This window comes from Thalassospira sp. CH_XMU1448-2, from assembly GCF_037027285.1.
Taxonomy (GTDB): Bacteria; Pseudomonadota; Alphaproteobacteria; order Rhodospirillales; family Thalassospiraceae; genus Thalassospira; species Thalassospira profundimaris_C.
The window spans coordinates 436,099-463,092 of record NZ_JAYMEA010000003.1; the positions used below are offsets into that span (position 1 = coordinate 436,099).

The following is a 26,994-nucleotide window of genomic DNA, read 5'->3' on the forward strand; positions in this document are numbered from 1 at the left end:
TACTTAAGAATATTTCATCCCCTTTGGTAGAGGTTTTTTTACATCAGTGCGCCTTGATTGCGAGACAAAACATCCCAAAGCAGCCTTCAAGGTAAGGAAATTCTGATATTCCGCGCACTCCGTAACGTTTTTACCTCTCAACAGTCGATCTGCTTTCCGCCGAAATAAAACAAGGCGCCCGGTTTCCCGGACGCCTTGTTTGCAAGAATACAGCCTTCCAATCCCGAGAGGATAATCAGGCAGAAGCCGCCAGCTGTTCTGCGCGAACAGTGTCACGTTCTTTCTTGATCATCTCGGCGATCAGGAAGGCAAGCTCAAGAGCCTGTCCGCCATTCAGGCGCGGGTCACAATGGGTGTGGTAACGATCCGAAAGCGCATCTTCGGTCACTTCGCGTGCACCACCGATGCATTCGGTTACGTCGGTTCCGGTCATTTCGAAATGAACGCCACCGGCATGGGTGCCTTCGGCCTTGTGAACATCAAAGAAGTTTTTAACCTCGGACAGGATCGAGTCAAACGGACGGGTTTTATAGCCGTTGGTTGCCTTGACCGTGTTGCCATGCATCGGATCGCAGGACCAGACGACCTTGCGGCCTTCGGCCTTAACGCGTTTGACCAGACGCGGCAGGTTATCAAAGACCTTGTCAGCGCCCATACGCGCAATCAGGGTCAGACGACCGGCTTCGTTCTGCGGGTTCAGACGGTCGATCAGACGGATCAGATCATCTTCATCCATGGTCGGGCCACATTTCATGCCGATCGGGTTTTTGACCCCGCGCATGAATTCAACATGGGCACCGTCAAGGTTACGGGTACGATCCCCGATCCACAGCATATGCGCCGAGCAATCATAATATTCGCCAGTCAGGCTGTCCTGACGGGTCAGGGCCTGTTCATAGCCCAGAAGAAGGGCTTCGTGCGAGGTATAGAAATCGGTTTCACGCAGCTGCGGAGCACTGTCAGCCGTGATGCCGCAGGCCTGCATGAAGGCGACAGCCTCGTCGATCTGCGTGGTCAGCTTGCTGTAGCGCTCGCCTGCCGGGCTGCCATCGACAAATGACAGGTTCCAGCGATGGATTTTGGTCAGATCGGCAAAACCGCCCTGGGCAAAGGCGCGCAGCAGGTTGAGCGTCGCCGCCGACTGGTTATAGGCGCGGATCTGACGCTGCGGGTCCGGAATACGGGCTTCTTCGGTGAATTCGATGCCATTGACCACGTCACCGCGATAGCTTGGCAGTTCAACACCATTGATGGTTTCGGTATCAGCCGAACGCGGCTTGGCAAACTGGCCCGCCATGCGACCGACCTTGACCACCGGGCAGGATGCCCCAAAGGTCAGGACAACTGCCATCTGCAGCATCACCTTGAAGGTGTCGCGAATGTTGTTCGGGTGAAATTCCTTGAAGCTTTCGGCACAGTCACCGCCCTGCAGCAGGAAGGCATTGCCTTCTGCGACTTCACCAAGCTTCTCTTTAAGCGCGCGCGCCTCGCCAGCAAATACCAAAGGAGGATAGCTGCCGAGCTCTTGCTCTACGGCCTCGAGGGCCTGTGCATCAGGATAAGTCGGCACCTGCTTGATCGGCAGGTTGCGCCAGCTATCAATGCTCCAGCTCTTGCTCATTTGCTTCCTCTCAATCCGGCATGTTCATCATCATGCCGCCATTATAACACAAATCCAGTTTTCCGGCAGATTTCCGCCCTGTGCCCCGGTCCTTGAACCGGGTCAAACTTGATACGGGTTTTGCACACGCATTTCCACCCCTTCTAGACTTAAGGACGATAAAAACCCGCAATTTTTTGCCAAGCCACCCAAAAATCACGCAAAATTCCACTCATAACCACTTAATTATGAAAGGCAGTCAGGTGATTACCAAATCATCATACCAGACAAGTGGGGGCGAATCCGGTTCTTCGCAATTGTCAGACCATTTGCGCAATTCGCCAAATGCGGGCAAACTGCGCGCGCGTCACCACCTGTCTGCGGATCCCCATGACCATTGAAACAATTGTCGTTATTGCCTGCGCCTATTTTGTTGCGGCCTTTGTAAAGGGCGCTACGGGTCTCGGGTTTTCAACATCGGCCCTGCCGATCCTTGCCCTTGGTTTGGGGCTTAAGGCCGGCATGCCGCTTGTGATCATTCCGTCCCTTGTCAGTAACTCGATCGTCATGGCGCAAGCGGGGCATTTTCGCGAAACCGTCAACCGGTTCTGGCCGATGTTTCTGGCCACCATTCCGGGCCTTCTGATTGGACTTGCCGTTCTTGAAATGGTCGACAGCATTCTTGCAGGTGCGGTTCTGGGGCTGGTTTTGATGAATTACGGGGCAATCACGCTGTTTCGCCATGGCAAACCGATCTCGGACAAGGTTGCCCGTCGTCTGGCACCGATTTCGGGTTTTTCGACCGGACTGGTCAATGGCATTACCGGATCACAGGTGATGCCGGTTCTGCCCTTTCTGCTTTCGATGCGGCTTGATCCCAAACGCTTTATCCAGGCCATCAATATCTCGTTCAGTCTTTCAAGCATCGTCATGGCGTTTGGTCTGTGGCGCATGGGGATGATGACACTTGAAACGGTCTGGATTTCCCTTGCCGGACTGGTCCCGGTCTATATCGGCACCAAGCTTGGCGCAGCGGTGCGCAACCGCCTAGATGCAGAAACCTTCCGCAAGGTTGTCCTGATCATGCTGATTATCTTCGGGGTTATCCTGATCGGGAAGTTTGTCACGACCTAAGCGGCCCAAGGAAAAACACCGAAAAGTTGTATTCAGACGAAACTCCGTCGCCTATAAATGCGTGAGATAGTTATTATAAATCACGACCTTATGGAAACCGGAACGATGATCCGCCCGCTGACCAAGGCATTTGCCGCCCTTTGTTTTTGCCTGTTCCTTGTTGCCCCGCATCCGGCAGATGCTCAGAACAAGCAATCCTTTGAGAATTTCACATCCAATTTGCGGATCATGCACCTTAGTACGCTGACGTTCTGCGATGAAAATCGCAACATCATGTCGGCCAAGGCATTGGCCGGTGCAACAAGGGAAAACGACGTTTTCGAGATGGCATGTGCGAGCGCCCTTGACGGTCGTTATATCGGCAACAGCAACTGGAAATTCGTCCATCGCGCGCAAGAGCGGACAGAATCGACCTCAAACATGCTGGCGATGATGAAGGGTTTCAACCTTGATGGTAAGCTGTTCTTCATGGTGGTTGGACATCGCAAGATCAAACAGTTCATCGGGCAACCGAACGAACACGCCTTTTACGTGCCAGTTGCCTCAATACTGCAAGAATCCGGATCACGGATGAATGTGGTTTTCGATTTCGTTGATACACAGGCAATGGACTGGAACACGCCATCACCACAGGAGCCGGATTTCAGCATAGCCAGCAAGGAACTCGGCATTGACCTGAATACGGTATGGCGCGCAATGATCAAAACCCAGTTTGCCGAGGGTGTCCTGCTGATCCCGGCCACCCGTTAAGTGCCGACAACTAATCTTCGCCCTGATCCCTTCATGCTGAAGACTGGTGATCAGGGGCGGAGTTTGATATCAACCCGTCCATGAAAACCATCGCCCGTCCCGCCTTTGCCGAAACCGAAGAAAAGAAATCCCGTTTTCTTGCAGAACTCGTCTTTTATGATGATCTGGCAAAGCGGATTAATGAATTGCGCGCCCTTCACCCCAAGGCTAATCATCACGTCAATGCCTATCGCTATCTCAATGACGAAGGTCAACTGATCGAACATGGCAAGGATGACGGCGAACCATCCGGCACATCTGGCATCCCGTGTCTTAAGGTTCTTCAGGGGCGGGATCTGATCAATGTGGCCGTAATTGTGACACGCTATTTCGGGGGCACCAAGCTGGGTACGGGCGGGTTGGTGCGCGCCTATAGCGGGGCGGCGAATGCCGCCTGCGATGTTGCCGAGATTATTGAATATATCCCGCAAGGCGAAGCTGAGATTTTTGCCGGATTTTCAGATGCCGGAACATTGGAGCAAGCCTGCGCACAGGATGGTATTACCATCCTAGATCGCCAGTTCGATACCACGGGCACCAGAATCAAAATTGCAGGCCCGCGCGAAACGCTTGCTGAACTTGCCGGGAAATTTCCGCTACCGCCGGAAGAATAACGCCTATTTATTGCGTGATGTGCTTTCGCGCTGCTGAAGCTCGAAACCAAGATCAACGATCTTTTGGTCCGTTGCTTCACCATCCAGTTCGGCCTTGATCATCTCGACGGCGCGCTTGCCAATTGCGTATCGATCGGTGTGGATCGAGGTCAGCGAAGGATGACTTGCCGCCATCATTTCCAGATCGTTAAAACCGATAATGCCCATGTCGTCCGGCACACAAATTCCAGCTTTCTGGCAGCCAAACAGCGCGCCAAGCGCCATGTCATCGTTGTTGCAGAACACGGCATCAAGATCGGAACGACGCGCAATCAATTGTTCTATGAGCTCCGCACCAAGCGATACGCTGGAAGACACCGTCGTTGTCATGATCAGATCAGGGTCATAGAGGCCACCCGACTGAAGGGCATCCTTGAACCCTTCGAGACGACTGTGGGATCTGGGATCCATACGTGCCCCAAGGAAGCCGATACGCTTGTATCCCATTTGCACCAGATGCCGACCGGCTGCCCGACCACCTTCGAAATGCGAAAATCCCACCATCATATCAATGGGATCATCACCGATATCCATGACCTGAACCACCGGACATCCGGCATTCTGCAAAAGTTCACGTGCGGCATCCGTCTGATCCTTGCCTGCAACAATCATCGCAGAAGGCCCCTGCCCGAGGAAAGTCCGGATCAGGCGTTCTTCATCGGCGGCCACATAACGCGAGTTCCCCAACTGGACCTGAAACGGGCCCTGTTCAAGTTCGTCGTATATGGCGCGCAGGGTATCGGCAAACACGTTGTTGGTCAGAGATGGGACAATGACGCCGACAATGTTGGAGCGAGTCGATGCCAGTGCACTCGCATGGCTGTGCGGCACATAATTGAGCTTGTTCACGGCGTTATTAATCTTCCGGCGCAGGTAGTCAGACACCTTTGATGGATCGCGCAATGCACGTGAAACTGTAATCGTACTGACGCCCGCCTTGTCGGCCACATCAGCAATCGTTGGCCGCCCGGCCCCTTTGCGTTTTCTCATAGCATTAGATTTATTACGTCTTTTCGATATCGACAAGTGCCTTGTAAATTAGGCTGTTGACTCAATGTTAGCGCTAACATTATGTTAGCGCTAACATTATAAATCACAGGGCGAAACCACGATCAAAGGACCGCCCTGATAACAATAGTCGGGTGGAAATATCTTGGTGTATCGACAGACACAGTATGTCGTGGTTATGGGAGTTTCAGGTTCGGGAAAGACCGAAATCGCCCGCCGTGTTGCGGAGGAAACCAATAACCTGTGGCTGGATGCAGACGACCATCATCCGTCAAATAATGTCGAACATATGCGGCGCGGCCAGCCATTGAATGACGAAATGCGCTGGCCCTGGCTTGAAGCGGTTAGCAGCGCTGCACGGGCGACCGCAAAACAAAACGAACAGGCTGGCGCATCACGCACTATCTTCATTGCCTGCTCGGCACTTAAACGCAGTTACCGCGAAGTTCTGAGCCGGAACTTGCAGCCGGTAACATTTGTATTTCTGGACGGCACACGTGACGTGATCAAAACACGACTGGAACGTCGCGTCGGACATTTCATGCCTTCCGCTCTCTTGGACAGTCAGCTTGCAGATCTCGAACCGCCGGGGCCGGATGAGAACTGTGTGACTGTCTTAGTCGATGCCCCGATCGACGCTGTCGTTTCGACAGTTATTTCCAAACTGCCAAACTGCGAAAACGGCAGTTCTTCCATTGTCAAAGAAAACACCTCCGGAAAACCGGTATGCCAGGGAGAAGACAGATGACCAAGACACTGAAATCGCTCGTAGGAGCAACATTTATCGCCAGCCTGATTGCTGCGGCACCGATGGCCGCCAACGCACAGGATTACAGCCTTAAGTTCCAGTCCAGCGACGCCGCTGGCGTTCCAAACTTCGTTCTTGAACAGGAATGGGCAAAGCGCGTCAGCGACATGACAGGTGGCCGTGTTGTCATCGAAATGCTGCCAGTCAACTCGATCGTCGAACATGCCGAAACTCAGGATGCGATCAGCGCCGGAATTATTGACGGCCATATCACCGATACCAGCTATTTCACCGGTAAGGATCCTGCATTCGGTCTGATTGCCAACCCGGTCGGCGCATGGTCTGCCCCGTCGGAAATGCTGCGCTTTGTTGAATATGGTGGCGGCAAAGAGCTGATGAACAGCCTTGTCGAGCCATATGGCCTTCATTTCATCGGCGCAGTAACCCCGGGCCTCGAAGCCTTTGTCTCTGCGGTTCCGCTTGATGGCGTTGCAGACCTCAAGGGTCTGAAAATGCGTGCCCCGGAAGGCATGGTACAGCAGGTCTTTGCCGCTGCCGGTGCCGCCCCGGTCAACATTCCGCAGTCTGAAGTGTTCACCTCGCTTGATAAAAAAGTGATCGAAGCAGCGGACGCCACCGTGTTCTCGACCAACCAGGCCATGGGTCTGCATGATGTTGCAAAACATCCGGTCTATCCGGGCTTCCATTCCATGCCGATGCTCGAAGTTTCGATCAACAAGGCAAAATGGGATTCCATGCCTGACGACATCAAGGCCATTCTGGAAATGTCTGTCCGTGATCTTGCTCATGACATGGACGCACGTCTTGCCATGAAAGACATGGAAGCAGTTGCGAAGGCCCGTTCAGATGGTGGCGTCACCATTCATAACTGGTCGGCTGAAGAACGCGCCAAGTTCCGCCAGATTGCCACCAGCCAGTGGGAAAAGGTTGCTGCACGTTCCGAAAACGCACAGCGGGTTTATGATACCCTTGTCAAATATCTTACCGCACAAGGTATGATCTAAGTCAGGTGACATAAATGGATCACCGGCAGTGATGCCCAAACATCGCTGCCGGTAACCACCTGAATACAATCCGGCTGCCCCCGTTATAAGAGACGATAGCGGGAAGCAAACCTCCCTGTGCCGGATTGTATTCTCCGCATTGCAAGGATTGCTGACTATGGCTACCAGTCCCATAGATCCACCCCATGAAGATATCCCTCCTGCGATTGATCAGGATGCGGCAACCGATGACGTTCCCGCCGTTTCAGGCCGACTTGGTCACATTGTAAACAAGTTAAGTCCGATTTTTGCATTCGGATTTTTGCTGGCGATGGGGGTTTTGATTTTTGAAATCTTCATGCGTCATGTGTTTAACGATCCGACCCTTTGGGCGCATGAAACAACAACGTTTTTGTCTGCTGTCGGGTTTGTTTTTGGCGGGCTTTATTGCGCGTCACGCGACAAACATATCCGTGTCGTGATGCTTTATGACTTTGCCGGACCAAAGCTGCGCAAAGCGCTTGATGTCGGCATCTCGGTTGTCTGCATGATTGCGTCGGGCTTTTTTGCATGGGCCGCCTGGCTCATGGTCAAGCGTGCCACCATTACGCCGTCCGGTGACATTCATCTGGAAACAACCGGAAGCGCATTCAACGCGCCTTATCCCGGCCTGTTGAAAGTATTCCTGCTTCTGACCCTGATCCTTCTGATGGTCCAGTTCTTCTGGCAAGCCATCAACTATATGCGTAATACGCCGGTCACCGGGTCGGATCAGACCAAATAGATGCCCCTTTCATTTTGATGCACCGACAGCCGGACCATTATTTTCTGAATGTGACCGGCGCGACAGGATAACTTTAAATGTTTGATTTACAGTCTCTGGGCATCGAATACGGCACGCTTGCCATGTTCGTCCTGCTGCTCGGTTTCCTGATAACCGGCATGCCGCTGGCCTTTGTCACGCTTTTGATTGCCCTGATCTTCACCCTTGGCTGGTTCGGTCCGATGGCAGTGCCACTGATTACCAGCCGGGTTTATTCATTCGTTTCATCCTTTGTCTTTGTCTCGGTCCCGATGTTCGTCCTGATGGCTGCCATCCTGGACCGATCAGGCGTCGCAAGAGACCTGTTTGACGCCATGCGCCTGTTCGGCGGACGTTTGCGCGGCGGTGTTGCAGTTCAGACGATTTTCGTTGCTGTCATTCTGGCTGCCATGAGCGGCATTATCGGCGGCGAAATTGTTCTGCTTGGCCTGATCGCGCTGCCCCAGATGCTGCGACAGGGCTATGACAAGAACCTTGCAATTGGTGTGGTTTGTGCTGGCGGATCGCTGGGCACCATGGTGCCCCCATCCATCGTTCTGATCATTTACGGACTGACTGCAAACGTATCGATCGGTGATCTGTTCACATCGGCCTTTGTTCCGGGCTTCATGCTGGCAGGCTTCTATGTCGCCTATGTCCTGTTCCGGTCCTACACGGGCAAAAATATCGCCCCGCCACCCCAGACCGAAAAGATCCCGCATGCCGAAAAAATGCGGCTGCTCAAAGGGCTCTTCCTTCCGATCATGGTCGTATTTTGTGTGCTGGGGTCCATTTACGGCGGGATTGCATCCGTCACAGAAGCGTCCGCCGTCGGTGTTGCCGGTGTGATTGCCTCAACCGTCGTACGTGGTGAATTCTCGATTGCCATGCTGAAGGCAGCAGCGGTTCAAACCCTTTCGACCTGTGGCATGATTGTCTGGATCGGGATTGGCGCATCAGCCCTTGTTGGTGTGTTTAACCTGATGGGCGGGATCAATTTCGTGTCGGGACTGATCACCGGGATTTCCGATGACCCGATCACCATTATCCTGTTCATGATGTTGATCCTGTTCATTCTGGGAATGTTTCTCGATTGGGTCGGCATCGCGCTTCTGACCATGCCGATCTTTGTACCGATCGTGAAACAGCTTGGCTTTGATCCGGTATGGTTCGGGGTGCTGTTTGCCATGAACATGCAGGTCAGCTTCCTGTCACCTCCGTTTGGCCCCGCGGCGTTCTATCTTAAATCCGTGGCGCCGCCGGACATCACGCTTGGCGATATTTTCAAGGCTCTTCTGCCCTTTATCTGTCTTCAGATACTCGCGGTCGGAATCCTGATCATGTTCCCCGGCATCACCGGACGCTGATCACATTTATCACCACACGACAAAAGGCGGAGCCAGACGGCTCCGCCCTTTGTTTTTCTTTCAATTGCGACATCAGAAATCCGTGACAATCGAAACTGCTTATCCGTTGCGATAAAGATAGCTATAGGCGTTGATCGCCGGAACGCCGCCAAGATGGGCATATAGAACCTTTGATCCCTTCGGGAAGTAGCCTTTGCGCACCAGATCGATCATGCCCTGCATCGATTTGCCTTCATATACCGGGTCCGTCATCATGCCTTCCAGACGGCCGCAAAGACGGATGGCTTCGTTTGTTTCATCGGATGGCACGCCGTACAGCGGATAGGCGTAATCCTCGATCAATGTGATGTCCCTGTCCGATATTCCGCCTTCAAGCTCGACCAGATCGGCGGTCTTCTGCGCGATATCCAGAACCTGCGCACGGGTCTGATCGGGGGTGGCGGAGGCATCAATACCCACAACCTTGTCGGCACGACCGTCGGCGGCAAATCCGACCGCCATTCCGGCATGGGTTGATCCGGTCACGGTACAAACAACGACATAGTCAAACTTGAAACCAAGCTCGGCTTCCTGGGCACGGACTTCCTCGGCAAAGCCGACAAAACCAAGTCCGCCATATTTATGCACCGATGCACCGGCCGGAATAGCATAGGGCACGCCACCCTTGGCCTTTACATCTTCAAGGGCGGCCTCCCAGCTTTCGCGGATGCCGATATCAAAACCTTCGTCCACCAGCTCGATTTGTGCGCCCATCACACGGCTCATCAATATGTTCCCGACCCGGTCATAGACCGCGTCATTGAACGGCACCCAGCTTTCCTGCACCAACCGGCATTTCATTCCGATCTTGGCGGCAATGGCTGCAACCTGGCGGGTATGGTTGGATTGCACCCCGCCAATGGTCACAAGTGTATCGGCCCCGGATTTCAGCGCATCGGGGATGATATATTCCATCTTGCGGACTTTGTTGCCGCCAAATGCCAGACCGGAATTGCAATCCTCGCGTTTGGCATAAAGGTCGACATCCCCGCCAAGATGCGCGGATAAGCGCGGCAGCGACTCAATCGGGGTCGGACCAAAGGTTAGCGGGTATTTTTCAAATTTTTTCAGATTCATCGGGCACTCCCTGACAACGGATTGAAGACCGCAATCAGGCTAGCGCCATGTGGATGGAATGTGCTCTCGAAGTTTGGGTTGATATTTGAAGCACCCGTCGTCAAGATTTATTGAAAATGAACTTCATTCCATAAATTGCGAAAATAACGGAAGGTTCTTTCATGTCCTTTGAGCCAGACAAGATCGACTACAAGATTTTGCGCCTGCTCCAGAGCGATGGCCGCATGGGCAACGCCGAAATTGCCAAACAGGTCAATGTCAGTGCGGCAACCTGCCACCGTCGAACGCAAAAGCTGTTTGAAGAAGGCTATGTCAAAAACATCCGCGCCCAGATCGCACCGGAAAAGGTCGACCGGGGGGCCTTGGTGATTGTGGGTGTGGTCCTTGATCGCTCCACCCCGGAAAGCTTTGCCGAGTTTGAAGCCAATTGTCGCAAGATGCCGTTCATCCTTGATTGTCATCTGGTGGCGGGCGACTTCGACTATTTCCTGAAAATTCGGGTCCGCGATATGGCCGATTTCAATCACCTGCACGGCGACCAACTGATCGCCCTGCCCGGCGTTCGCCAGACCCGGACATTCTTTGTCATGAAGGAAGTGGTCGATAACGCGCCGTTGCCGTTTTGACACGACAAACCTTCCGATGACAAGAAAGGCGGCATCTTGCCGGGATGCCGCCTTTAATGAACTGCGTTAAAGTTACCGATTATTCGACCGGGAACCGCATGGTGACGAATTCCTCAGCCGCGGACGGATGAACCGCAACGGTCTGGTCAAACTGGGCCTTGGTTGCGCCCATACGGACTGCGATACCAATACCCTGAATGATTTCGGCTGCATCGGGACCAACCATATGGGCACCAAGCACGACGTCGGTGGTCTTATCGACGATCAGCTTCATCAGCGTTTTTTCATCACGGCCCGAAAGCGTGTGGCGCATCGGTTTGAAGGTGGATTTGAAAATCACGACCTCGCCGCCCTTTGCACGCGCTTCTTCTTCGGACAGGCCGACAGTGCCAACCGGCGGCTGGCTGAACACGGCGGTCGGGATCGCCTGATAGGTCATATGCCAGGGTTTGCCGCCATAGACACTATCGGCAAAGGCCATGCCTTCCTTGATCGCAACCGGGGTCAGTTGCACGCGGTCAGTCACGTCGCCAACGGCATAGATGTTTTCCGTGGTGGTCTGAAGGCCCTGATTGATTTTGACCGCCCCGCGTTCATCAGCCTCGACACCCGCATTTTCAAGGCCAAGACCCGCCGTGTTAGGCGCACGACCGGTGGCAAACATCACCTGATCGGCTTCAAGGGTCGAACCATCGGTCAGGGTCAGTGACAGGCTGCCATCAGCCTGCTTTTCAATCGCCGTGACATTGGTGTTCACCCGCAAATCGATGCCCTTTTTGACGATTTCCTCGGCCAGATGGTTGCGGATATCGTTATCAAAGCCACGCAGGATCTGTTCGCTGCGATAAAGCTGGGTCACCTGTGATCCCAGACCGGCAAAGATACCGGCGAACTCGACCGCGATATAACCACCACCGACAACAACAACACGCTTGGGCAATTCTTCAAGATAGAATGCCTCGTTCGAGGTGATGGCGTGTTCAACCCCCGGAAGATCGGGCTTGGTCGGATGACCACCCACGGCAATCAGGATGCGCTCGGCGGTAACTTCGCGATCACCAACGATCAGGGTATGGGCATCCTTGAAGGTCGCGCGATGTTCGAACAGCTCGACATTCGAGCCCGCCAGAAGCCGTTTATAAATGCCGTTCAGGCGATCAATTTCGGCATCCTTGTTGGCGATCAGCGTCTTCCAGCTAAAGGTAGGCTCCCCCGGAAGGGTCCAGCCATAAGCGGACGCATCTTCGAAGTCTTCGGCAAAGTGCGCACCATATACCAGAAGCTTTTTGGGCACACAGCCACGGATGACGCAGGTGCCGCCGACCTGACTTTCTTCGGCGATGGCGACCTTTGCGCCATATCCCGATGCCACGCGTGCGGCACGAACACCGCCCGACCCGGCACCGATCACAAACAGATCAAAATCATAGTCCGACATGCGGAAATCCCTATTTTCGGTCAATTGACATCATGGCGCCAAATGTAGGGCGATAATTCCCAAAGTCGAGGCAAAACCAAGCAAAGCCGTCGTAAATTTCATGTGAAGGCCCGTGAGGTTCCAAAACCGGCAACAGTTTCATCAACCCGACATAGCATTTTTAAACTTTCACGCTATATGATGGAAAAGACGCGATGGGGATTGCGATAACTTTTGTAGGAATACGTCTATGAACGACCATATCCACGGTCAGGATGCGTCTTTTGACAATGCGCCGCGCTATGTTGACGAGCGCGGCGGGAACACGGCCCTTGTCTGTTACGGGCTGATGATTGCAACCCTGTTTACGGCCTTTGCCACCGGGCTTATTGCGCTGATCGTGTCCTATATCGCGCGCGAAGAAGACAATCACTGGACCAACAGCCACTATACATTCGTGATCCGGACATTCTGGATCAGCATCCTTTACGCCATCATTCTGGGCTTCTTTACCTTTGTGATTGGCTGGATCCCGCTTTTGGGCTGGGCTGTTGTCGGGTTGATGGGGCTTTACACCACGGCCTGGTTTATCGGGCGGAATGTTGTCGGGCTTTTGCGTGCACTCAATGGTCGTCCGATTGACAATCCGCAAAGCTGGTTCTTTGGCTAAGCCATAGCCCGATCAGGCAGAATTGGCGGTGCAATCGGCAAGAAGTCACTTTGCCCGATTGCACCGGACTCCCCGGACCGTTAAAGTCATTGCCAAGTTGGAACACATGACACGGACAGGGGTAGCACCGCCATGACATTGGCGTCGTCTGCGCAGGGGTCTGGCGATAAAATGCGCTGGGAAACCCTTCTTTCTTCACATCGACTGGAATTTCGGGATGGCAAGATCAGTCTTCCCGAAGGCGCCCCCTATCCCACCCCCGATGGCAGAAGCCCGTTTCAGATCGACGTTGACCGGGTAATCTTTTCATCCTCGTTCCGCCGTCTTCAGAACAAGACACAGGTGCATCCGCTTTCGGAAAATGACCACGTTCATACCCGCCTGACCCACACGATCGAAGTCGGATCGGTCGGGCAGTCGCTTGGCCTCATGGCCGGTGCGCATATCGTTGCCAATCTTCCCGAAGGGTCAGGAACAACCGTGGCCGATATCGGCTATATGGTTCAGGCAGCCTGCCTTGCCCATGACATCGGCAACCCGCCATTCGGCCATTCCGGCGAAGATGCCATCAATGAATGGTTCACAACATCCCGCCTTGCCAAGGATGAGCTGACCTCGCGGCTATCCGGGCCCGAACTTGAAGACCTGCGTCACTTCGAAGGCAATGCGCAAGGCTTGCGCATCATCAGCCAGCTTGAAATGAAACGCTTTGATGGCGGACTTAACCTGACCTACGGGACGCTGGGCAGCTTTATCAAATATCCGCGCAGTACCTCGGTCCCCGATAGTCGGCGCCGTGAATATACCGGACTTAAAAAACCCGGCTATTATCAGGCGGAACGCGATATTGCCTTCGCCATTGCGCGGGTTTGCGGGCTGTCACCGCTTGACGGGTTTGATGGGGCCTGGCGGCGTCATCCGCTGGTCTATCTTGTCGAGGCGGCCGACGATATTTGCTATTCCGTGGTCGATCTTGAAGATGGCTGGGAACTGGGCTGTGTGAGCTTTGAAGAAGTCGAACGTGCACTGGCCCCGATTGCCCGGCACCCGGAAAAATACGACGGCGATGCCGAACAACGCTGGCAAGACCTGCGTTCCGAGGAATGGTATGCCGAAAAATCGGAAAATGACCGGATCGGCTTCCTGCGCGGCAAGGCGATTGGCAATCTGGTGAAAGCCGCTGTTGATGCCTTTATTGCCAATGAAGATGCGCTTTTGTCCGGCACGCTTGAAGGTGATTTGCTGGCCAACACGCCGCTTGGCCCGCATGCCAAGGCCTGCAAGAAACTGGCAGTCGAAAAGATTTATAACGCCCCCCATGTCCTGCCAATCGAGATGGCCGGGTTCGAGGTGATTAACGGTTTGCTCGACAGTTTTGTCCGTGCGGCCATTGACCTTGATGAACATAAAAATCACGGCAAGCGCCTGCCCCCACAGGCCGACCGGATTGACAAGCTTCTGGCCGGGAAACTGTCCGAGGCACCCGATCTTTACAGCCGTCTGATGCGGGTGATGGATTACATCTCGGGCATGACGGACCGCTATGCCGTGACCCTGTTCCGAAAGCTTCAGGGCATCACGATCTAATCAAAAAACCCGGCCATCTGGCCGGGTTTTTCGTTTAAGAAGATTCGCACTTAAGTGGCACCTAGTCTTCAAAAACCAATTAGTGTCCGGTGTATTGTTTCCAAATCTTTATGTGTCTCTCTAGCCAAAGATCGAGGCTTGATAGCATTATGACCACTTCTAAAAACTGCCATGTTTAAAAAAATACCGATTAGACAATACACCCCAGATATTTGATCTTTGTATAAATACATATAAGATAAATATCCGGCCAAAACAGATGGCATCACAGATTCAATCGCTGCAAATACTATAACACTACAAAGGTAGAAAAATAAAACGTAATACCACTTTCCATCATGTTGGATGTCACACTTACTTGAGAATAAAATTTCTTTCTTGTTTTTATACTCGGAGTTACCGCCTAATTTATTCAATATTTCTTCATTTGAACTATGCAACATCCTCCAACGATCATCTAGCTCTCTAGCCTTATTTCGCAAATCGTTGACCAAAGAAGATGAAGAAGTTCTCATGTATTGTGAGAAAGCGACGACAGCAAATGAGAATATAAAAAACGTCCTTATCAGTTCATTCATGTTATCCCCCAATCTCATCTTCAAACAAGCTGATCAAGAAATTCTTCATATCCTTTTTCTTAAAACTGACAACTGCCTCATCAAATTCTATTCCATTTTGCAAGTAATAACCTGCGTCAGAGACTAAATAGTTAGGAATAAAATCATCAAAATGAATAACAAGTTTCTTCAACTTGAATGACTTACTCCCTTCAATCACCTTTAGCACACCATCTTTGAAACTTGGTCCCAAGACAGCGTAAACATTAATATTGCAATTACAATCACCCGCCATCTTAAGTAATTTCTCTGCATTTCCAGAATATCGCCCAATACTTACGTACAGGTCAGGATTAGACAATAATGCAGTTTGACTTATCAATTTCTTAATCAAAGGCTCTGCGCGCTGCAGACTACGAAATTCGTACTCACGCTTTTCTTTCATCCCCTCCCCTCCTAATCAGAACATGCATATATTCACCTCCGCCGAGTATATGCAACACCCCATAAATTTTGAAGAACATTACCCATCAAATACAACCAAAGCAAGAGCATCCGTCATCAAAAGAAAACTGTAAGAGTTGCACTATTTTACTTTGACAACCAACACCTTGTGACTACGTAAATTCCGACCAACTACAGCTTAACGAAAAACCCGGCCAGACGGCCGGGTTTTTCGTTAAGACATCAATACGCTTAGATGATGTAGTGAATGCCGCATTCGGTCTTGTCCTGACCGGCCCAGCGACCAGCACGGACATCGCTTGAATTCGGATCAACACGGTCCGTGCACGGCATGCAGCCGATCGACAGGAATCCCTCGGCCTGAAGCGGATGGCGCGGCAATGCACGATGTTCAAAGATATCGTCGATATCTTCGCGCTTGTAACCGGCCAGCGGGTTGATCTTGATCCGCGAACCGGCTGGTTCAACCACCGGAAGCGCATCACGTTCACCGCCATGGAACCTTTTGCGACCGGTCAGCCAGGCGTCATAGCCCTCAAGCGCACGCTGAAGCGGCTCGACCTTGCGCAAATAGCAGCATTTGGCGGTGTCCGAGGCAAACAGCATGCCGTTGGGGTCTTCGGCCTTCAGCTTTTCCTCGTCCGGGCGCATGATCCTGATGTTGGTCAGGCCCAGCTGATCAACAAGCTGTTCACGATATTTGTGGGTTTCGCCAAACAACTTGCGGGTATCAAGGAAAATGACCGGCAAGTTGCGGTCGACTTCGGCAACCAGTGCCAGCAAAGCCGCCGCCTCGGTCCCAAACGACGAGGTCATGGTCACACGGCCCTTGAATTCCTCATGCACCATCGGCTCGATCAGCGATACGCCCTGCAAGTGACCATATTTGTCCAGCAGGCGCCGAGCGCGATCGGTTGCTTCCTCGACCGACATCGAGCCGCCCGAAACAATATCTTCTTCACGCATTACATTCATGGCAACCATCTCCGCCGATCGATATATTCGTCGGTCTTTTGAAGCAAGGTCTGCATATCTGCGCCGCTTGCTTTCCATTTCTCTCTCTGATCAGACAGTTCACGCAACCGCCTGTCCCAGGTCGGTACAAGCCAGTTTTCAATGGCGCGACGGATACGACCGGCCAGACGCGGACTGTGACCATTGGTCGAAACCGTGATCATCAGATCACCGCGCTGAACACGCGCTGGTGAAAAAAAATCACAGTATTCCTTCACATCCTCGACATTGGCGATGGTGCCGACCGCCTTGGCAATGGCGGCAAGTTCGGCGGCCTTTTCTTTGCCAAGGTCGACAATGAACATGATGGATGCCGCATTCACATCTGCTGAATTCGGCAAATATCGATGCAGGCGATCACCGGCCTGATCGACCAGTTCGGGTATCGGGCTTTCCGAGTAAACGGTGACGTATTTTGCCCCATCACCGTCAAACTGGCGCAAACGGTTCAGGGCTGCCTGACCGTTCCCGACCAAAGCGACCGAAAGTCGCGTCAGGTCCAGATTGATGGGAAACATCGTCGATCCTCTAAAAAGAAGTTTCTGTTTGTTGTCCATGACTATGGGTGTGGAAATTAAAATATTCAATACATTTTTTATGTGTTTTATAATTATACAACACAATTAACAGTGTTTTATTTGAGGCAAATTATCTGATCCAAAGACCGGGTATCCCGCGTAAAGCTTTTCCTGCAATTTTTCAAAAATGCCCTTATATTGGGCCAAAATCCGGCATAACCATGCCGATCAGACTAACGATCAAGAGAGCGTCCCGATGCCAAGCAGTGCCGCCCCCGCCCTGACCGATCACCCGGCCATATCCCCCGTTGCCCATCGCAATGTCGCTATCTGGCTGTTTGGCTGTGCGGCAATGGTCTTTATCATGGTGGTGATTGGCGGCATGACGCGCCTGACAGAATCGGGACTTTCGATTGTTGAATGGCGTCCGTTTACCGGCATCATCCCGCCACTGAATGACGCCGACTGGACCGCCCTTTATCAGCAATACAGCCAGTATCCGGAATTCCAGAAAATCAATGCCTGGATGTCGGTCGAAGATTTCAAATCGATCTTCTGGCTGGAATTCATCCATCGCCTTTGGGGTCGGTTGATCGGGGTTGTATTCTTTATCCCGTTCGTCTGGTTCCTTGCCAAAAAGTCGATTGATGGCGCTACCAAGTGGAAGCTTTGGGGCCTTTTCATTCTGGGCGGTCTTCAGGGCCTGATGGGCTGGTACATGGTGATGAGCGGTCTGGTGGATCGCCCCGATGTCAGCCAGTATCGCCTGACCGCGCATTTCGGACTGGCGCTGGTAATTTTCATTGCGCTTTTATGGGTCGGCCTGCAACAGCTTGCACCGCGCGCCATTGGTACAGATGCCTCCAAACGCAGTTGGCAGCTTTTGGGACTGATCGTCTTTACGGCCCTTTCAGGCGGCTTTGTTGCCGGGCTTGATGCCGGTTATGCCTTTAACACCTTCCCGCTGATGGATGGGCAGCTTGTCCCCGATGGCCTGTTCGTGTTTGATCCGGCCTGGCTGGCCCCGTTTGAAGACCACATGACGGTGCAGTGGGATCATCGCTGGCTGGCGAAACTGACCTTTGTGATGGTGATCCTGTTCTGGTGGCGGGCTGGAAAATGGAACCTGACTTCTGATCAGCGCTTTGCCACGCACCTTGTTCTGGCCGCCGCCTGCCTTCAGGTCGCCCTTGGCATCTCGACCTTGCTCAGCGTCATCTGGCTACCGCTCGGCGTTGCTCATCAGGCTGGTGCGGTGGTGTTGGTCGGAACAGCAACCTATGCCGCGTACAAGCTGCGCGACGTCGCTTAAGGTCGCGTTTCCCAAAAACAAAAAAGGGCAGCCAGGTGCTGCCCTTTTTTTAATTCCAAAATCTTCAACTTAACTATCGGCCTTATGCAGGGCCTTTTTCACCCGATGGGTGGCAAACCAGATCATCGCAAGGACAACCGGCACAGCAATCCCGGTTGCGATCCGGTCATTGATCGGAACACCGGCATCCTTGATCGCCTTGAACAAATAGCCCAACAGCCCGACCGCATAATATGTGATCGCGGCAACAGACAGACCTTCAACAGTTTGTTGCAGACGCAGTTGCAATTTGACACGACGATCCATGCTGGCCAGAAGATCGCGGTTTTGCGCCTCAAGCAGGATATCAACGCGCGTACGCAAAAGGTTATTGGCGCGCGCCACACGTTTCGACAGCACTTCCAGCCGATCACCGATATTCTGGCAGGTGCGCATGGCCGGAGCCAGGCGACGTTCCATGAATTCGGTAATGGTCTGGACACCCTCGATACGTTCTTCACGAAGCTCGTTCAGGCGGGCCTGTACGATCCGGTAATAGGCACGCGCAGCACTGAAACGATAATTCAGCGACGCGGCCATTTCTTCGGTCTGGGCTGCAAGATCCGTCAACTTAGACAAGGTTTCCTCGTCATTGGTTTGGGTCTTGCTGGCCATTTCAGCGGTAATTTCCGACAGGCGCGTATCGATCTCGGACACCTTGGGCGTCGCGCAATGGGCCATCGGAAAAGCAAGAAGCGCCATCATACGATAGACTTCAATTTCCTTGAGACGCTGCACCAGACGCCCGGCCTGCAGCTGCTCCATACCCAGATCCTTGACCAGCATGCGACCAAAGCCATCCCCATGCAGACGAAAATCGGTCCAGATTTGCGCCGTACCGCCCAGAACCCGGCTTCCGGTCAGGCCATTATGATCAAACAGACGTGAAATCTCTTCTTCGGTCCTGTCTGTTTTCTCAACCACGATATGAAGTCCGACCATTAACTGGCCCGGCGTTTCCGACAGCCAGTCCTGAGGTACCAGATTAATGACCGGGTCTTCGAACGGGTTATCGAACGGCTCCATGCGCTTGAACACATAGACCGTGAATTCCGCGTGACGTTCCCAAATGACGGAAAAGCCGTCACAGGCGGCTTCGTAATATTTCTGATCCGGTGCGGGCGGCGTCAGACTGAAGCGCTTGCAGAACGTCATGAAATGGTCCCGGACGCCTTCATCAAGCTCTTCGCCAGCGTGAAAAGCAATGCAGGAACATCGCGTCGGGCTGCTGACACCGCCAAACGGGCGGGCATGAATTTCGTTATGAAGGGCGACACGCTGGGGATGTTCGACAAACATTGCCACGGGCTTTCATAATTGGCCATTGCGGTCTATATAAAGCGTTCAGTGGCGGTTTCTGACCGAACGCTGACAGTACCTGTATAGACGAAAGTTCAATGTGACAGAAAGTCCCAAAAACGTCAGGGAAAATACTGTCACAAGTGCTTTTATCTTTTGGGGAAAATCATTTTCTCTGGCCGAACAATTCCGGCCCTCAAGGAGGTTCCATGACCGATCTGCGCACCACTGATAATCTGTTTTTCGCCAAAGGTGATCTTGATCGCGAACGGCTTGAAACGCAGGTCAATGACGCGCTTGGCGCGGCAGAAGACGGGGAACTGTTCCTTGAATATCGCCAGTCCGAAAGTCTGGTCTGGGATGATGGGCGTCTGCGCAGTGCGAATTTTGACACAGCACAGGGTTTTGGTCTTCGCGCTGTTGCCGATGAAGCCACCGCCTTTTCGCATTCCAACGAACTGTCCAATGATGCGGTTGGACGTGCCGCCGAAACCGTCAAGGCGGTTGGGTCCGGACGTTCAGGCAAGGTCGATCTTGGATCGATCGGCACCAATATCTCGCTTTATTCCGATGTGAACCCGCTGGGCGAAGCCACCTTTGAAGCCAAGGTTGATCTTCTGGCACAGATTGATGCCTATGCCCGGTCGCGTGATCCGCGCGTTGTGCAGGTATCGGCATCGATTTCCGGCAACTGGCAGGCTGTCCAGATCTGGAGTGCCGGTGGTCAGCGCATTGGCGATATCCGACCGCTGGTACGGTTTAACGTATCGGTTGTCGTCAAACAGGGTGACCGTATGGAAACCGGATCACACGGAGAAGGCGGTCGTATCGGATATGATGGTTTCTTTGACGAAAAAACCTGGAAAAAGGCCGTTGATGAGTCCCTGCGTCAGGCCATCGTCAATCTTGATTCCGTTGCCGCACCGGCCGGTGAAATGACCGTGGTGCTTGGACCGGGCTGGCCGGGTATTTTGCTGCATGAAGCGATTGGCCATGGCCTTGAAGGTGACTTTAACCGCAAGGGCACTTCGGCCTTTGCCGGCCTTCTGGGACAGCGCATCGCATCACCGGGCGTCACGGTTGTTGATGACGGCACCATTCATGATCGCCGTGGCTCGCTTTCGATTGATGATGAAGGAACGCCGACCCAGCAAACCGTTCTGATCGAAGACGGTATCCTTAAGGGCTTTATGCAGGATCGCCTCAATGCCCGCCTGACCGGTGTCAAATCGACCGGCAATGGTCGTCGCCAATCCTATGCCCATGCCCCGATGCCGCGCATGACCAATACCTATATGCTGGGGGGCGACAAGGAACCAGAAGAGGTTCTGGCCTCGGTCAAGAACGGTATTTATGCGGTTAATTTCGGCGGCGGGCAGGTCGATATCACGTCGGGTAAATTCGTCTTCTCGGCATCCGAGGCCTATCTGATTGAAAACGGTAAAGTCGGTGCCCCGGTCAAGGGCGCGACCCTGATTGGCAATGGCCCGGACAGCCTGACCAAGGTTTCCATGATCGGCAATGACATGGAACTTGATAACGGGATTGGTACCTGTGGCAAGGATGGCCAGGGGGTCCCGGTCGGTGTCGGACAACCGACCTTGCGCATTGATGGTCTGACCGTCGGCGGCACTGCAGTATAGTTTTGTTCTCACATCTTAGAAGATCTCCGGGGTGCTGATCACAGCACCCCGGAGATCTTTAAGTATATAAAAACTATACGACCTACACTATCCCTACCCTTCACCCGAATGGCTTACATCGGATCACCATAGTTCATAATCTGTCAAAAGAAGATTATGCCGATTTTGGCGGTCCGCAGCTCGGCCAAGTCATCTGGTCTGACGGCGCATAACCGAAACTGATGCCGCGAAAATCCGAGAAAGTTTGGGGGAAAACTTGAATACAAGCCGATGGCGGCAGGGTACGGCAGTTTCAGCTGTACTCGTTGCACTGGTGATGGGGGCGACTGGTGGTGCCAACGCACAACAGAGCGTCGATGTGCGAACCGATGAAGCACGTCAACTTTCCGACGATTTTGACAGACTGCGTGACGTCACCGAACGTGCAAACCTTTTGCTTCGCACCGATGATGGCGGGGATATTACCTATGCCGATATCCTTGCCAATCCCGACAACATTGTTCTGAATTTCCGCTGGGCCAAGGCGCAGCTCGCCCGCGGCGAGGTACGCGGCGCATCAGCCACACTTGAGCGCATTCTGGTTCTTGATCCCGAACTGGCACCGGTGCGGCTTTATTACGCCATTGTGCTTTATCGCCTTGATAGCCTTGATGAAGCGCGCACGCAGTTTGACCGGTTGCGCCAGATGGATGTCTCGCCCGAGGTCGCGGCTGACATTGATAAATATATCAATGCCATCGAACGGCGGCGCGCACGGTTGCATCAATCCGTGACACTGACTCTGGGGTCCCAGGTCGACAGCAACCGGAACGCCGCCCCCAATGACAAGCAGCAACTGGTCACCGGCACATTGACCAACATCACGGCATCAGCTGACAAACCGAGGAACGACATCGCCTATGTCGGCGCCCTTCGCTATGACGTCAGCTATGATCTTGGTTATCAGGAAGGTCACGAAATCTTTGCCGCCGTGACGGGCTATGCCAGTGATCAGGTACAGCTTGACTCTCTTGACCTTGGGTCGTTCTCGGTCGATGTCGGAAGCCGCATTCGCGGTGGCTACTGGATGCTTACACCGACGCTGAACCAGACCGTGCAGTCCCTTAGCAAGGAAAAATACCTCACGTCACGTTCCGGGCGGCTGCGTCTGGACTGGAACCCGCGTCCGTTCTTTAACCTGAACGGTGATGTCAGCTATGCCGATGAACGCTATCAGAATACCAGTGAATCAAGCGCACTGCGTTTACATTCCGGTCAGCGCTATGGCACCAGACTGGGATCGAATTACACATGGACGCCCAATAACCGCACCACCTTTAATCTTTTTGCGGGCAAAAAAGAGGCGGCACGCAATTATTACAGCTATGACAGCTTGAGCGGCGAGTTGATCCATGCTTATCTGTTTGGCGGGGGAAGTTACATAAGTGGAAGTTTCCGTTATGGGATCGACCGTTATCGTGATCCGGACTATCTGGTGACCGGCAATTCGCCACAACACCGAATGGATCGCAGTGCACGGACAAGATTGACCTATGGCGCGCCACTTTCACAAATACTGCCATCGGACTTGTTTGGGGATAGCAAAACGGCAAATCAGATCTATGACCTGCTCGCACCGGTTAACTGGTCGATCACAGGCGAATATCTGAATACCAAATCGAACATTCCCAACTATGAATATCACAATGCCAGGGCACAGTTTTACCTGACCCGGCGATGGGAGTTCTAGTGATGCAGAACAACGTAATGACCGCCCGTTTGCAGAGAAAATTTACGCACCTTGCACGAAATGTAACCATCGGCATGCCAATGGCGCTGACCATTCTGCTTGGCGCACCGGCAAAAGCTGAAATCACAGTCGAGATGGCAGGCGTATCCGCCGCCGTAACCGGTGATGTCACGCTTAACAAAGTGACGGGCGAAATCGGTGTTCTGGTTGAAAGCGGGATGCCCGTTTATCTTGGGGACCGGATCATCACGTCGCCGAATTCAGGCATGCAAGTCCTCTTACTGGACGAAACAGTCTTTACCATCGGACCGAACAGTGACGTCGCCATTGACGAGTTTGTCTACGATCCGGCAACCGGTGATGGTCGCATCGTTGCCGATATGGCACGCGGTGTCATGCGTTTCGTAACGGGCAAGATACCGCTCAACAACCCGGCAAGCATGGATATCAATCTTCCGGTTGGATCAATCGGCATCAGAGGCACCATCGGCTTGATCCGGTCTGTTTCGGCAGAGCAGGCAAACCAGATCATGCCCGGTTCATTTGACACCTCGTCCCCCGACGCTGTGAATCAGCAGGTTTTCATGGCCGTCAATCAGGGCCCGGGCCTTGCACGTAACGATACGACATCCCGCCCCGGTGCGTTCGCGGTAACGGACCAGAATGGCAACAGTCAAAACATCACCGGTGAAAATTTCGGCGTTTTTGTCGGCAGTAATGTTGTGACCGTACCGGCCCGCTTCCCGCAGGAAGCCGCGACCTTTGATTTTTCAAGCAATCTTGTTCGTACAGCGTCGCGCAACGACGATCAGGATGGTGGCTCCGGCACGGGCTCATCTTCAAGCCAAACAGTAGCAGCGGCTCCGCAACAAACCGGATTGACCCCCGGGCAGTCCGAGCAGGCCAATTCGCAAACCGGCGCAACCATGGCAGGCACGATTGAAGTTGCATTGGCACAGGTCAGCGCTACGGGTGCTTCGGGCTCACAAGGGGAAATCGCTTCAATCCTGGGAAATGTCGACAGTACCAACAGCAACAACTCAAGCAGCAATAGCAACGATAGCGGTAGTGGAAGTAGCGGTGGAGGCGGTGGAAGTGATCAGTTCACCTATGACGCGTTGCGCCAGATTAGCAGTGGATCTGTCACAACCGGCACGATCAATATTGACGGGGCAAATGTTGATTACAGCTTTAGCTCAACAATTGATTTTGCTAACCGAACCATCGCAATATATTTCTCGCAGATCCAAGTGAACGATGTAGGACCAATTGGCTCAGCGGGTATTCTTGATGGGAGTCTCCTTCCCACGACAACCGATTACACAAGTTCGACAGGAAATGTCGAGTTTGCCAGTGGCGATTTCAGCTATGACGGAAGCTGCACTAACAACTTAGGGTGTAGCGCCACAGCAACATTCAAAGACGCCTACAATGTTGACTTTAACGTGTCGACGACTTCCCATCCATCTGGGACAGACGGCAGCGCAACACTCAATTAATCTTGGTACTTTCGCCAAACGGAAACGAATGACCAAATGCGTCTAACCAAATCCCGACTTTTGGCGGGGCTGCATTATTTGCTTCCTTTGGGCATCCTGCTGATCTGCATCTTCTTGCGGTGGCAGGATGTTCCATTTGTGGACCAGATGCGCCTGAGTGTGTTTGACACCTATCAGCGCATCGCGCCGCGCCAATATGAAGATGTTGGTGTTCGTATCATCGACATTGATGAAAAAAGTCTGGAAGAACTGGGGCAGTGGCCATGGCCACGTACCCGTCTGGCCGGGCTGGTTTATCGTTTGCGTTCGGCCGGCGCGCGGGTTGTCGGGTTTGACGTGGTATTTGCCGAGCCCGACCGAACATCCCCGGCCCGCGTGGTGAAAGATTGGCCCAAGGGCACGGAAAGCGACGAAATAACCGCCCTTGCCGATAAACTGCCAGATCATGACAAACTGTTTGCCCAGTTCATTCAGGGTACAGGACAGGTCGTTACGGCAATCCAGCTGAGCAACAAGAAACTGGAAACCCCGCCAAGGCAAATCGGCAATTTCAGTACATCGGGTGAAGCAGGAAGAAAACTTTCCGACTTTATTGCTGTGCTGCCCGGTGCGGCCAAAAACCTCGATATCATAGAAAATGCGGCAAGTGGCAATGCGCTGGTGAATGTGTCACCGGAACAGGATGGTGTGGTGCGCAGGGTTCCGCTACTGGCGGCACTGGATTACGACCTGCCCGTGATTGGCATGCCTGTTTATCCGACGTTATCGATGGAAATGCTTCGCGTTCTTCAGGATGCCCCGAAAACCATGAATGTGCGGATGTCCGGGGCAAGTGGCAGTTCACGCTGGACCCGGTCAGAGGGTATCGAGGCCATCAGGGTCGGTGCCATTACCATTCCCACCGATCATGCCGGATATATGTGGGTTCATTTCACCGGCCATAAGAAACAGCGTTATATCTCGGCGCTTGATGTCTTGAATGACACTCTGCCATCGGAAAGCCTTCGCGACACGATTGTTCTGGTCGGCACCAGTGCGGCAGGATTGCTTGACTTGCGGTCCACACCGCTTGATCGGGTTTTGCCGGGGGTAGAAGTGCATGCAGAGATGCTTGAACAGATGTTGCTGGGCCATTTCCTGACCCGCCCATATTGGGCTGCAGAAACCGAAAGCTTTGTTCTTTTGCTGATCGGCCTGTTTTTTGTTCTTGCCGTTCCACGACTTGGCGCCGTCTGGCCTGCGGTGATCGGCGGAACACTGGCATTTGGTGCCGCCGGATTTTCATGGTGGGCATATGATGCCAAATTGCTGTTGATCGATCCGGTCTATCCGCTGGTCAGCTTGCTGGCTGTTTATCTGGCAACCAGCTCCATCGGCTTTGTACGCACCGAAGGCGAACGGCGGCAGGTCCGCTCTGCCTTCGGGAACTACCTGTCCCCGGCATTGGTCAATCAATTGTCACGTCATCCGGAACAATTGAAGCTTGGTGGTGAAACCCGAGACATGACCTTGATGTTTTGTGATGTCCGCGGTTTCACCTCGATTTCAGAGGGGTTCAAATCCAACCCGCAGGGTTTGACGCGCCTGATCAACCGGCTTCTGACGCCACTGACCAAATGCATTCTCGATCGGGAAGGCACAATCGACAAATATATGGGCGATTGCATCATGGCCTTCTGGAATGCACCACTTGATGTTGAAAACCATGCCCATCATGCGTGTGATAGCGCACTTGCCATGCGTGAGGCGCTTGATCACCTCAATGCCGAACGTCTGGGCGAAGCCAAGCGTGACAATGAAAAGTTCCTGCCGCTTAACATTGGCATCGGGATCAATTGCGGTGACTGCCTTGTTGGCAATATGGGATCGGATCAGCGGTTCGATTATTCTGTTCTGGGCGATGCGGTCAATCTGGCCTCCCGTCTTGAAGGGCAGTCGAAAAATTACGGCGTTGACATCGTTCTGGGTGAAGATGTTGCCAAACGTGTCGAGAATGATTTTGCCACACTGGAACTCGATCTGATTGCGGTGAAAGGCAAAAGCGAAGCTGTGCATATCTTTGCCCTGCTTGGCGGTGCCAAACTTTGTCAGACAGAAGAATTCAGGAACTGTCAGATATTGCACAAGTCAATGCTGGACGCCTATCGTACGCAACAATGGGACAAGGCAGATGAACTGCTTGACCAGTGTCGTCAGGCATCGCGTGGTGTAGGTGCACTGGCAGCCCTTTATGACATGTATTCCGATCGTATCGTGACATTCCGGGAAACCCCGCCACCGGTCGAGTGGGATGGTGTGTTTATCGCGACAAGCAAATAGCGATACTTGCCAAATCAGCTTTATCCCAACACTCTGCTATCTGATGATTTTAGACGTCTGAAGTCTGCCTTTTTGTCGA

Annotated in this window: 24 protein-coding genes; 15 read left to right on the plus strand and 9 right to left on the minus strand. The window is 53.1% G+C overall.

The window, feature by feature from the left end; translation table 11 throughout:
• Positions 1-235: 235 nt before the first annotated feature.
• A complete protein-coding gene (locus WA318_RS14545) occupies positions 236-1,621 on the minus strand; it encodes a class II 3-deoxy-7-phosphoheptulonate synthase (RefSeq protein WP_114098976.1) in 1,386 nt (461 codons plus the stop codon).
• Between the two features lie 369 nt (positions 1,622-1,990).
• On the opposite strand from WA318_RS14545, the gene WA318_RS14550 reads away from it, so the two are divergent.
• The 3 genes from WA318_RS14550 to WA318_RS14560 all read left to right on the plus strand — a co-directional run bounded on the left by WA318_RS14550 (position 1,991) and on the right by WA318_RS14560 (position 4,137).
• Positions 1,991-2,734 carry a sulfite exporter TauE/SafE family protein gene (locus WA318_RS14550; RefSeq protein ID WP_114099054.1) on the plus strand — a complete coding sequence of 248 codons (744 nt, stop codon included), beginning with the start codon at positions 1,991-1,993 and terminating at the stop codon, positions 2,732-2,734.
• A gap of 105 nt (positions 2,735-2,839) precedes the next feature.
• Positions 2,840-3,484: a hypothetical protein gene (locus tag WA318_RS14555; protein ID WP_147252018.1), complete on the plus strand. Its 645-nt coding sequence runs from the start codon at positions 2,840-2,842 to the stop codon at positions 3,482-3,484.
• Between the two features lie 80 nt (positions 3,485-3,564).
• Positions 3,565-4,137 carry an IMPACT family protein gene (locus WA318_RS14560; protein ID WP_114098974.1) on the plus strand — a complete coding sequence of 191 codons (573 nt, stop codon included), beginning with the start codon at positions 3,565-3,567 and terminating at the stop codon, positions 4,135-4,137.
• 3 nt (positions 4,138-4,140) lie between these two features.
• On the opposite strand, the gene WA318_RS14565 is transcribed toward WA318_RS14560, so the two are convergent.
• Positions 4,141-5,166: a LacI family DNA-binding transcriptional regulator gene (locus WA318_RS14565; protein WP_114098973.1), complete on the minus strand. Its 1,026-nt coding sequence runs from the start codon at positions 5,164-5,166 to the stop codon at positions 4,141-4,143.
• Between the two features lie 166 nt (positions 5,167-5,332).
• On the opposite strand from WA318_RS14565, the gene WA318_RS14570 reads away from it, so the two are divergent.
• From WA318_RS14570 to WA318_RS14585, 4 genes are all read left to right on the plus strand, one after another.
• The gene (locus WA318_RS14570) at positions 5,333-5,932 is read left to right on the plus strand and encodes a gluconokinase (protein ID WP_114098972.1); all 600 of its coding nucleotides are present in this window, start codon (positions 5,333-5,335) and stop codon (positions 5,930-5,932) included.
• The gene (locus WA318_RS14575; protein WP_181850327.1) at positions 5,929-6,957 is read left to right on the plus strand and encodes a TRAP transporter substrate-binding protein; all 1,029 of its coding nucleotides are present in this window, start codon (positions 5,929-5,931) and stop codon (positions 6,955-6,957) included. Before WA318_RS14570 ends, WA318_RS14575 begins: the two co-directional genes overlap by 4 nt.
• 157 nt (positions 6,958-7,114) lie before the next feature.
• On the plus strand, positions 7,115-7,720 hold the full coding sequence (locus tag WA318_RS14580; RefSeq protein ID WP_114098971.1) for a TRAP transporter small permease subunit: 606 nt from the start codon (positions 7,115-7,117) through the stop codon (positions 7,718-7,720).
• Positions 7,721-7,797: 77 nt separating this feature from the next.
• A complete protein-coding gene (locus tag WA318_RS14585) occupies positions 7,798-9,105 on the plus strand; it encodes a TRAP transporter large permease (RefSeq protein ID WP_336082224.1) in 1,308 nt (435 codons plus the stop codon).
• Positions 9,106-9,204: 99 nt separating this feature from the next.
• Here the strand turns inward: WA318_RS14585 and WA318_RS14590 are convergent, their stop codons facing one another.
• Positions 9,205-10,221, minus strand: coding sequence for a 1-aminocyclopropane-1-carboxylate deaminase (locus WA318_RS14590; RefSeq protein WP_336082227.1), 1,017 nt, complete (start codon positions 10,219-10,221; stop codon positions 9,205-9,207).
• Positions 10,222-10,382: 161 nt separating this feature from the next.
• Between WA318_RS14590 and WA318_RS14595 the strand changes: the two genes are divergently transcribed.
• Entirely contained in the window at positions 10,383-10,847 is a 465-nt protein-coding gene (locus WA318_RS14595; protein ID WP_114098968.1) for an Lrp/AsnC family transcriptional regulator, read from the plus strand.
• Positions 10,848-10,926: 79 nt separating this feature from the next.
• On the opposite strand, the gene gor is transcribed toward WA318_RS14595, so the two are convergent.
• A complete protein-coding gene (gor, locus tag WA318_RS14600) occupies positions 10,927-12,285 on the minus strand; it encodes a glutathione-disulfide reductase (RefSeq protein WP_114098967.1) in 1,359 nt (452 codons plus the stop codon).
• 229 nt (positions 12,286-12,514) lie between these two features.
• Between gor and WA318_RS14605 the strand changes: the two genes are divergently transcribed.
• Both WA318_RS14605 and WA318_RS14610 read left to right on the plus strand, forming a co-directional pair.
• Positions 12,515-12,934, plus strand: a complete 420-nt coding sequence (locus WA318_RS14605) for a DUF4870 family protein (RefSeq protein WP_336082231.1) — start codon at positions 12,515-12,517, stop codon at positions 12,932-12,934.
• Between the two features lie 132 nt (positions 12,935-13,066).
• A complete protein-coding gene (locus WA318_RS14610) occupies positions 13,067-14,521 on the plus strand; it encodes a deoxyguanosinetriphosphate triphosphohydrolase (protein WP_336082233.1) in 1,455 nt (484 codons plus the stop codon).
• Between the two features lie 68 nt (positions 14,522-14,589).
• Here the strand turns inward: WA318_RS14610 and WA318_RS14615 are convergent, their stop codons facing one another.
• The 4 genes from WA318_RS14615 to WA318_RS14630 form a co-directional block, all read right to left on the minus strand.
• Complete coding sequence (locus tag WA318_RS14615) at positions 14,590-15,099, minus strand: hypothetical protein (protein WP_336082235.1); 510 nt, start codon at positions 15,097-15,099, stop codon at positions 14,590-14,592.
• Between the two features lies 1 nt (position 15,100).
• Positions 15,101-15,523, minus strand: a complete 423-nt coding sequence (locus WA318_RS14620) for a hypothetical protein (RefSeq protein WP_336082237.1) — start codon at positions 15,521-15,523, stop codon at positions 15,101-15,103.
• Positions 15,524-15,774: 251 nt separating this feature from the next.
• Complete coding sequence (locus tag WA318_RS14625; protein ID WP_114099050.1) at positions 15,775-16,518, minus strand: phosphoadenylyl-sulfate reductase; 744 nt, start codon at positions 16,516-16,518, stop codon at positions 15,775-15,777.
• Positions 16,515-17,075: a precorrin-2 dehydrogenase/sirohydrochlorin ferrochelatase family protein gene (locus tag WA318_RS14630; protein ID WP_336082239.1), complete on the minus strand. Its 561-nt coding sequence runs from the start codon at positions 17,073-17,075 to the stop codon at positions 16,515-16,517. Before WA318_RS14630 ends, WA318_RS14625 begins: the two co-directional genes overlap by 4 nt.
• 256 nt (positions 17,076-17,331) lie before the next feature.
• Here WA318_RS14630 and WA318_RS14635 point away from each other — a divergent pair, with 256 nt between their 5' ends.
• Positions 17,332-18,387: a COX15/CtaA family protein gene (locus WA318_RS14635; protein ID WP_336082241.1), complete on the plus strand. Its 1,056-nt coding sequence runs from the start codon at positions 17,332-17,334 to the stop codon at positions 18,385-18,387.
• Positions 18,388-18,456: 69 nt separating this feature from the next.
• Here the strand turns inward: WA318_RS14635 and WA318_RS14640 are convergent, their stop codons facing one another.
• A complete protein-coding gene (locus tag WA318_RS14640; protein ID WP_336082401.1) occupies positions 18,457-19,725 on the minus strand; it encodes a DUF3422 family protein in 1,269 nt (422 codons plus the stop codon).
• 209 nt (positions 19,726-19,934) lie between these two features.
• On the opposite strand from WA318_RS14640, the gene tldD reads away from it, so the two are divergent.
• The 4 genes from tldD (at position 19,935) to WA318_RS14660 (ending at position 26,915) form a co-directional block, all read left to right on the plus strand.
• The gene (tldD, locus tag WA318_RS14645; protein WP_336082243.1) at positions 19,935-21,368 is read left to right on the plus strand and encodes a metalloprotease TldD; all 1,434 of its coding nucleotides are present in this window, start codon (positions 19,935-19,937) and stop codon (positions 21,366-21,368) included.
• A gap of 256 nt (positions 21,369-21,624) precedes the next feature.
• A complete protein-coding gene (locus tag WA318_RS14650) occupies positions 21,625-23,097 on the plus strand; it encodes a tetratricopeptide repeat protein (protein ID WP_336082245.1) in 1,473 nt (490 codons plus the stop codon).
• A 2-nt stretch (positions 23,098-23,099) separates the two neighbouring features.
• Complete coding sequence (locus tag WA318_RS14655; protein ID WP_336082247.1) at positions 23,100-24,596, plus strand: FecR family protein; 1,497 nt, start codon at positions 23,100-23,102, stop codon at positions 24,594-24,596.
• Positions 24,597-24,632: 36 nt separating this feature from the next.
• Positions 24,633-26,915 carry a CHASE2 domain-containing protein gene (locus WA318_RS14660; RefSeq protein WP_336082249.1) on the plus strand — a complete coding sequence of 761 codons (2,283 nt, stop codon included), beginning with the start codon at positions 24,633-24,635 and terminating at the stop codon, positions 26,913-26,915.
• The last annotated feature ends 79 nt before the right edge of the window (positions 26,916-26,994 follow it).

Excerpts from the sequence above, each read along its gene's own strand:
- WA318_RS14545 (WP_114098976.1), bottom strand. The coding sequence starts at position 1,621 with ATGAGCAAGAGCTGGAGCATTGATAGCTGGCGCAACCTGCCGATCAAG.
- WA318_RS14550 (WP_114099054.1), top strand. The coding sequence starts at position 1,991 with ATGACCATTGAAACAATTGTCGTTATTGCCTGCGCCTATTTTGTTGCG.
- WA318_RS14555 (WP_147252018.1), top strand. The coding sequence starts at position 2,840 with ATGATCCGCCCGCTGACCAAGGCATTTGCCGCCCTTTGTTTTTGCCTG.
- WA318_RS14560 (WP_114098974.1), top strand. The coding sequence starts at position 3,565 with ATGAAAACCATCGCCCGTCCCGCCTTTGCCGAAACCGAAGAAAAGAAA.
- WA318_RS14565 (WP_114098973.1), bottom strand. The coding sequence starts at position 5,166 with ATGAGAAAACGCAAAGGGGCCGGGCGGCCAACGATTGCTGATGTGGCC.
- WA318_RS14575 (WP_181850327.1), top strand. The coding sequence starts at position 5,929 with ATGACCAAGACACTGAAATCGCTCGTAGGAGCAACATTTATCGCCAGC.
- WA318_RS14580 (WP_114098971.1), top strand. The coding sequence starts at position 7,115 with ATGGCTACCAGTCCCATAGATCCACCCCATGAAGATATCCCTCCTGCG.
- WA318_RS14585 (WP_336082224.1), top strand. The coding sequence starts at position 7,798 with ATGTTTGATTTACAGTCTCTGGGCATCGAATACGGCACGCTTGCCATG.
- WA318_RS14590 (WP_336082227.1), bottom strand. The coding sequence starts at position 10,221 with ATGAATCTGAAAAAATTTGAAAAATACCCGCTAACCTTTGGTCCGACC.
- WA318_RS14595 (WP_114098968.1), top strand. The coding sequence starts at position 10,383 with ATGTCCTTTGAGCCAGACAAGATCGACTACAAGATTTTGCGCCTGCTC.
- gor (WP_114098967.1), bottom strand. The coding sequence starts at position 12,285 with ATGTCGGACTATGATTTTGATCTGTTTGTGATCGGTGCCGGGTCGGGC.
- WA318_RS14605 (WP_336082231.1), top strand. The coding sequence starts at position 12,515 with ATGAACGACCATATCCACGGTCAGGATGCGTCTTTTGACAATGCGCCG.
- WA318_RS14610 (WP_336082233.1), top strand. The coding sequence starts at position 13,067 with ATGACATTGGCGTCGTCTGCGCAGGGGTCTGGCGATAAAATGCGCTGG.
- WA318_RS14615 (WP_336082235.1), bottom strand. The coding sequence starts at position 15,099 with ATGAATGAACTGATAAGGACGTTTTTTATATTCTCATTTGCTGTCGTC.
- WA318_RS14620 (WP_336082237.1), bottom strand. The coding sequence starts at position 15,523 with ATGAAAGAAAAGCGTGAGTACGAATTTCGTAGTCTGCAGCGCGCAGAG.
- WA318_RS14625 (WP_114099050.1), bottom strand. The coding sequence starts at position 16,518 with ATGAATGTAATGCGTGAAGAAGATATTGTTTCGGGCGGCTCGATGTCG.
- WA318_RS14630 (WP_336082239.1), bottom strand. The coding sequence starts at position 17,075 with ATGTTTCCCATCAATCTGGACCTGACGCGACTTTCGGTCGCTTTGGTC.
- WA318_RS14635 (WP_336082241.1), top strand. The coding sequence starts at position 17,332 with ATGCCAAGCAGTGCCGCCCCCGCCCTGACCGATCACCCGGCCATATCC.
- WA318_RS14640 (WP_336082401.1), bottom strand. The coding sequence starts at position 19,725 with ATGTTTGTCGAACATCCCCAGCGTGTCGCCCTTCATAACGAAATTCAT.
- tldD (WP_336082243.1), top strand. The coding sequence starts at position 19,935 with ATGACCGATCTGCGCACCACTGATAATCTGTTTTTCGCCAAAGGTGAT.
- WA318_RS14655 (WP_336082247.1), top strand. The coding sequence starts at position 23,100 with ATGCAGAACAACGTAATGACCGCCCGTTTGCAGAGAAAATTTACGCAC.
- WA318_RS14660 (WP_336082249.1), top strand. The coding sequence starts at position 24,633 with ATGCGTCTAACCAAATCCCGACTTTTGGCGGGGCTGCATTATTTGCTT.